Here is a 6,413-nt window from a genome sequence, read left to right as displayed (position 1 = left end):
GAAGAGAATTTTTGAGAGGGACTTTGAGACTGAGAAACAAAAGAACAATATCTGATAAAATATAGATTTTTAAATTTAATTCAGATACGATTGCCTTGAGGCTTTCCGAAAGCAATTTCGTACTGACGTTTTTTATTCGTACCTTTGCACCCCTAAATTTCTAATTCAATTCATTAAAAAAGTATGGCTCTTCAATGTGGTATTGTAGGATTGCCGAATGTAGGTAAATCCACTTTGTTCAACTGCTTGTCCAATGCAAAAGCACAAGCTGCAAACTTCCCTTTTTGTACTATCGAACCAAATGTAGGTGTAATTACCGTACCGGACGAACGACTGAACAAACTGGCCGAATTAATCAACCCAAACCGCATTGTACCCACTACAGTGGAAATAGTAGATATAGCAGGCCTTGTAAAGGGTGCAAGCAAGGGCGAAGGATTAGGCAACAAATTCTTGGCAAATATCCGCGAAACAGACGCTATCCTACACGTACTGCGTTGTTTCGAGAATGAAAACATTACACACGTCGACGGCAGTATAAACCCTGTGCGCGATAAAGAAATAATTGACACGGAGCTGCAACTGAAAGATTTGGAAACAGTAGAAAGCCGTATAAGCAAAGTTCAGAAGCAGGCGCAAACCGGAGGCGATAAGCAGGCTAAAGCCGTATACGATATTTTGGTGCAATACCGCGATGCCCTTTTGCAAGGAAAATCGGCTCGTACGGTAGAAATTGATAAGGAGCAGAAAAAACTGGTAAAAGACTTAGGATTACTTACCGATAAGCCTGTGATGTACGTATGCAACGTAGATGAGGCTTCGGCGGTAAACGGTAATGCCTACGTCGACGCAGTACGCGAAGCGGTAAAAGACGAAAACGCAGAGATACTGATTGTAGCTGCTGCTACCGAAGCCGATATTGCAGAACTCGAAACCTACGAAGAACGCCAGATGTTTCTGGAAGAAGTAGGATTGAAAGAGTCAGGAGTTGCCCGCCTGATAAAAGCGGCATACAAACTGCTCGACTTGCAGACATACATCACTGCAGGTGTGCAGGAAGTACGTGCATGGACTTTTGAAAGAGGCTGGAAGGCTCCCCAGTGTGCGGGTGTTATCCACACCGATTTTGAGAAAGGTTTTATCCGTGCCGAAGTAATCAAATACGACGATTTTATTTCATATGGTTCAGAAGCAGCCTGTAAGGAAGCAGGAAAAATGAGTGTGGAAGGCAAAGAATACATCGTGCAGGATGGCGACATCATGCATTTCAGATTCAATGTATAAGGGAAACCTGAATAAAAAAATTTGATTCGATATATAAAATAAGCCTGAGTTACTTCAGGCTTATTTTATATCGGGCTATTTCTTTTAAATCGGCTAACTGTTCTTTCTTATCTATATCCAAGATTAAGGGAAGTAGTTTACCTGTGCTCTTTCTTTCGAGAAAATCCTTTTTGATACCATCATTTACAGGCAATTCGAGAACTCCATCGCGGGTTTTCTCCGTAAAGAAAAAGCTGGTTTTAATAAAGCCGTCCCAAACGGATAACCAAAATACTGTTTTCTTTTTATGGACAACCTTACACAACCATGCTTTACCATCGTTATAGTATCTCCATTCAGTAGTCAATACCAGTTCGGCCGTTATGCTTAGCAAATCTTTGTAAACATCAAAAACGGCTGTGCCAAGAGCATCTTTCAACACATTGTCGGTTGGCTCTATTGTGGGTTCTCTTAGTAACTGCATTTTTTCAGACATAAGCACATACTATAAGTTTATGTTTTTCGCCACACAGGTTCAGTTAGTTTACACATAAGGACACATAGTTTACGGGTAATTTCTATTGTATTCTATGTTTTTTCGCTGCACAGCGGCTTTGTGCCGCTTGTCGGATGCGTTAAGACAAAGTAACTAATTACTTGTAGCTTCTTATTTATACTTCAACACAACGGGTTGCAATGCAGACGCCCAGCTATTCAGATAATCGAAAAACTGCTTCTCATCCTTTATATCGGAAAACTCCTCCCTTGCCCAAACAGCAGTTAAATAAAAACGTAAAATCTCTCTTTTATTGTATGTCATCAGTATAAGATTGTTTACTTTATCCGCAGTATGCTCTTTTACATACCCGGTAGGAACATACACGCCTAAACCTACAGTCTCTTTGCTGTACTTAACGGTATCGTTTTGCGGATAATCACTACCCCACGAACCAATCAGCCCTTTGTTATCCGAAAAAAGCGTGCCGTTAGCTATCTTCTGTACTCCGGTAGCAAGACACTCGATATTTTCCGATGCTGTAACCTCGGCTATCGCATCGCGGTGGCGTGCGTATTGAATATAGCGAACGGTCATATCTATTTTCTTTCCTTCATACTCCCAGCCTTCAACAATGCTTTCCGAAACCGTTCTAAGATTTCCTTGCGCTACAATTCGCTGAGTACGCCTCTCGAACTTATCAATATGGATAGCTTTCGTCCCATTCCAACCCTTTACCGTCCCCACTCCTGCCGAGCCCGAAACACGCAAAATATCATCGCCAAAACCTTGCTTCAACTGCTCGTCGGTGGGATACCAGCCTGTTTTGGCCAATTCCAATTGCTTTTTCTTTTTACCGTATATGTCTATTGTACTTTTGTTATCAAAATAGATACGGTAAGCCATCAATGCCGACTCGAAAGCCACTCCGTGATGATGCAGCTTGTTATACATATCATTTTGGGCAGACGAAGCAGAAGTTACATACTTCATCGTACCGTCCTTTTCCTTTAGTATAAGGTCGGCATATACCTCTTTAGGAAATGTTTTACGTTTCGATGGTTTTATTGTTTTTAATGTAACATTCCGTACTTCTCCCGGGGCGAAATCCATCAGGAAAACCAACTCGTCTACAATTCCGTCTCCATCCAAATCGTCGAGTTGGCTGCTTATTTCTTTCCCATCGGCAAATACTGCCAATTCACCACGCTTTTCTTTTTTTATTTTTTGTAACTCGTTCAGCACCACTACTACGGGAGCATCGCTAACAGCACTCTCATTCGGATTTTCAACAGTCAATTTTACACCGGCACAAAACGCTGCGGGGCAAATTAATATAAACGCAAAAAGGATAATTTTTTTCATAATAATATATTAGTTACAAGTCAATAGTTAGTAGTGTCGATTCTTTCTTGTCAGATTATCCGACAAGCGGCACAAAGCCACTGCACGGTAACGATGTATAGCGGCTTAAAGTCCGCTTTACACCTTAATTTTTTCCAACTTCCCCCCCAAAAATCAAAACAATAAATATACTGATTACATTGCAATTAAAAATGGCAAAACGCAAAGAATAACCCTATCCTTGCGTTTTGCACTTGCGAAACATCAAACTACATGCTAATAAACACTTATTTCAGTGCGATATTTTTATTTTCTCCTTTTTTGTTCAGGACCAATTTTTCTCCTTTCGAACTGACAACATTCTCAAACACAGCATTATCTACATTGCTAATACTTACCATATTTCCTTTCGAGCGGTCTATTTGTACATTTTTAAGAATTACTCCATCCGTATGGTTAATCACCGCGCCTTGTTTCGATTTGAATATCGAGTTTTCAATCACAATGTTCTTTACCTTCATTTCGGGTAAGCCATTGAAATACATGGCACGGTTTGAGCCATTCGAAACCACGTTTTTAATATAAATATCGCGGAAAGAAGGCGTTTCTACCGTAACAGGAGGAATCACACTACTACCATTATTACCCTGAGTGTTATCATCCTCTTCGCCCGGAGCTTTACCTCCATAAAACAGGTCGAACAAAAGTGGGTCGGTTGGTATATTAACCATATTGATGTCGGTAATATAGATATTCTCAACAACTCCTCCACGTCCGCGTGTGCTCTTAAAACGTAACCCTACATCGGTGCCGATAAACGAGCAGGAGCTTACCCAGATATTGCGTACATCGCCCGACATCTCGCTACCTACCACAAAACCTCCATGACCGTGATAAACCACACAGTTTTTTACAATCACGTTTTCGGTAGGCATATTACGGTTGCGGCCATCCTCGTTTTTACCCGATTTCATACAAATAGCATCATCGCCCACATCGAAATTGCAATTCACTATCAATGAGTTTTTGCACGACTCCAAATCAACGCCATCGCCATTTTGCGAATACCACGGATTGCGTACAGTCAGGTTGCTTAATACAACATTTTCCGACATCAACGGGTGAATATTCCAGCTTGGCGAATTTTCAAAAGTCACCCCATCAAGAAGAACGTTTTTACTCGATATGATATTGATAAGTACAGGACGTAAAAAATCGTGTATCGCAAGCCACTCTTCATCTGTTTGAGGGCCAACCGGCACATTCTGGTCTACACACATAGCATTTGCACGTTTCGAAGCCTCAGAAGGAAACCACATTTTGCCATCGTCGCTCAGCACGCCTCCGCTCTTTATCAAGTCCTTGAATTGTTTTTCAGTCATTTTATCGCGTTTGACAGGACGCCATGCGTCACCCGCCCCGTTGAACACACCTTGTCCGGTGATTGCTACGTTCTCCGCGTTGCGCACAGTAATTGGCGATTGCGCACGCTTAGTGTTCAGCCCTTCAAAAGAAGCATCTACAATAGGGTACAAGTTATAGTCGGGGCTAAATACGATTAAAGAGTTTACTTCGGCATGCAGGTTTACATTGCTTTTCAGCGTTATAGGGCCTGTAAGCCACGTACCTTCGGGTATTACAACCCTTCCACCACCTTTTTCCGCCACATGGTCTATCGCTTCTTGTATTGCTTCGGTATTGAGGGCTTGCCCGTCTGCTACCGCCCCAAATTTAACAATACTCACTTCGTAATTGTTAAAAACAGGGAGCTGAACCTGCGGCATATCGAATGGTATATCTGTATAATAAGCATTTAACTCGTCCTGAGTAATGGGTTGGTATTGATTTTTAACTATCTGAGAACAACCGACCAACGAAAGCAAGCCGGAAAGCAAGATTACTTTTTTTAAGTTTCCGATTTTTTTAAGTAATATCATGATAAAATATATTTTGCTGCCTAAAACAATGGTAATTTTTCAAGAAACAAAAATATATTCCACACTTAATCTCGTTGTGTATTTTTTGACGCAAAAGAAGTGCTTTTTTGACGCTTCAACCTATTTCTTGTTAAAACAACCCGATCAAAACCAACTAAAATATATTGATTTAGTATTTATTTCCTTTCGTAGCCGAAGCTAACTATCCCGCCTCAGCTGGTGAGCGTAAAGAAATTCAGCGTAACGTAGCGTTAAACAGGATTTGCTGTTTGACGAGCGAAGCGAGGAGTTTCAAAGCCTGTNGCTTCCTTTTTCAGCTATAGGAAAAAGGAAGAGCCTGTCCGGCTCGAGGACAAAGAATAAAGGAATGAGAATATCAAGAACTCTCCCTAAATCCCGCTCTTGACCTCTATCCCCCTGCGGGGACTTTCTCCTTTAGGAGAAAGAAAATGGAAGAGAATTTTTGAGAGGGACTTTGAAGTAGTGCAACAATTAAATAGCATTTGATAAAATACATATTTAAAATATGATTTTGATACGGCTACCTTAATTTGCACTTGTATCGTCGCTATATGTTGTTTTTTATGTATTTTTGTTGAGCAGTACTTAAGAGAAAACAACTAATTCTGAACAGATATGATAAACAAAGAAGATGTGTTTCCGGTAGGGAAAATAAACAAACCGCACGGTATAAACGGCGAAATGTCTTTCACCTTCACCACAGATGTGTTTGACACGGAAAATGCAGAGTTCTTTATATTCGAGATGGATGGTATTTTAGTGCCATTTTATATAGATAGTTACCGCTTTAAGACTGACACCACCGCCCTGCTCAAACTGCAAGACGTAGATAGCGAAGAGCAGGCACGTGAGTTTAACGGGCAAACGGTTTACCTGCCCATGTCCTTTCGCGAAAAGGTAGAAGAAGACGAATTGACAATGGAGTATTTCGTCGGGTTCGGTATAATGGACGAAAAAGGAAATGAATTAGGACGTATTACAGCCATCGACGACTCGACCGAGAATGTTCTTTTTGTATTAAACAGTGATTCGGAAGAGCTTTTAATACCCGCAAACGATGATTTTATCGAAGAGATAGACCACAACAAAAAAACAATCAAAATGAATATCCCCGAAGGGTTACTGGATTTATAAACCTATAAGTTGCAAAAAAAAGAAAAATACAACATTTTTAGTGCCGAACGCATTATAAATAACACAACGGATTGAACCACCTTTGCTGCACACAATTTTACACTGAAAAAACAAAATATTATTCTTTTATTAGAGATTATATTCAATAAAAAATTACAGTTGCAATTACCAGTGCTTTATATCGGTTGATATATTAAAATTCAAATATATGCACTCCG

At 40.4% G+C, this 6,413-nt stretch carries 5 protein-coding genes; 2 read left to right on the top strand and 3 right to left on the bottom strand.

The annotated features are described in order from the left end of the window. Positions 1 to 183 precede the first annotated feature (183 nt). The gene (gene ychF / locus D0T49_RS08445; protein ID WP_163630310.1) at positions 184 to 1,284 is read left to right on the top strand and encodes a redox-regulated ATPase YchF; all 1,101 of its coding nucleotides are present in this window, start codon (positions 184 to 186) and stop codon (positions 1,282 to 1,284) included. Positions 1,285 to 1,333: 49 nt separating this feature from the next. Here the strand turns inward: ychF and D0T49_RS08440 are convergent, their stop codons facing one another. The 3 genes from D0T49_RS08440 to D0T49_RS08430 form a co-directional block, all read right to left on the bottom strand. Continuing rightward, positions 1,334 to 1,747 carry a DUF3788 family protein gene (locus D0T49_RS08440; RefSeq protein WP_163630309.1) on the bottom strand — a complete coding sequence of 138 codons (414 nt, stop codon included), beginning with the start codon at positions 1,745 to 1,747 and terminating at the stop codon, positions 1,334 to 1,336. 183 nt (positions 1,748 to 1,930) lie between these two features. Continuing rightward, entirely contained in the window at positions 1,931 to 3,124 is a 1,194-nt protein-coding gene (locus tag D0T49_RS08435) for a DUF4861 domain-containing protein (RefSeq protein ID WP_163630308.1), read from the bottom strand. Between the two features lie 266 nt (positions 3,125 to 3,390). Then, positions 3,391 to 5,040: a glycoside hydrolase family 28 protein gene (locus D0T49_RS08430; protein WP_163630307.1), complete on the bottom strand. Its 1,650-nt coding sequence runs from the start codon at positions 5,038 to 5,040 to the stop codon at positions 3,391 to 3,393. 636 nt (positions 5,041 to 5,676) lie between these two features. On the opposite strand from D0T49_RS08430, the gene rimM reads away from it, so the two are divergent. Next, a complete protein-coding gene (gene rimM / locus D0T49_RS08425; protein WP_163630306.1) occupies positions 5,677 to 6,195 on the top strand; it encodes a ribosome maturation factor RimM in 519 nt (172 codons plus the stop codon). Positions 6,196 to 6,413: the final 218 nt, after the last annotated feature.

Origin of the sequence: Paludibacter sp. 221, assembly GCF_010501035.1 — a bacterium.
Taxonomy (GTDB): Bacteria; Bacteroidota; Bacteroidia; order Bacteroidales; family Paludibacteraceae; genus QVMH01.
Note: the sequence above shows the minus strand (reverse complement) of the source record. Positions and strands in the feature narration are given on the sequence as shown.

Coding starts and splice junctions, on each gene's coding strand:
- D0T49_RS08430 (WP_163630307.1), bottom strand. CDS start 5,040: ATGATATTACTTAAAAAAATCGGAAACTTAAAAAAAGTAATCTTGCTT.
- D0T49_RS08440 (WP_163630309.1), bottom strand. CDS start 1,747: ATGCAGTTACTAAGAGAACCCACAATAGAGCCAACCGACAATGTGTTG.
- ychF (WP_163630310.1), top strand. CDS start 184: ATGGCTCTTCAATGTGGTATTGTAGGATTGCCGAATGTAGGTAAATCC.
- rimM (WP_163630306.1), top strand. CDS start 5,677: ATGATAAACAAAGAAGATGTGTTTCCGGTAGGGAAAATAAACAAACCG.
- D0T49_RS08435 (WP_163630308.1), bottom strand. CDS start 3,124: ATGAAAAAAATTATCCTTTTTGCGTTTATATTAATTTGCCCCGCAGCG.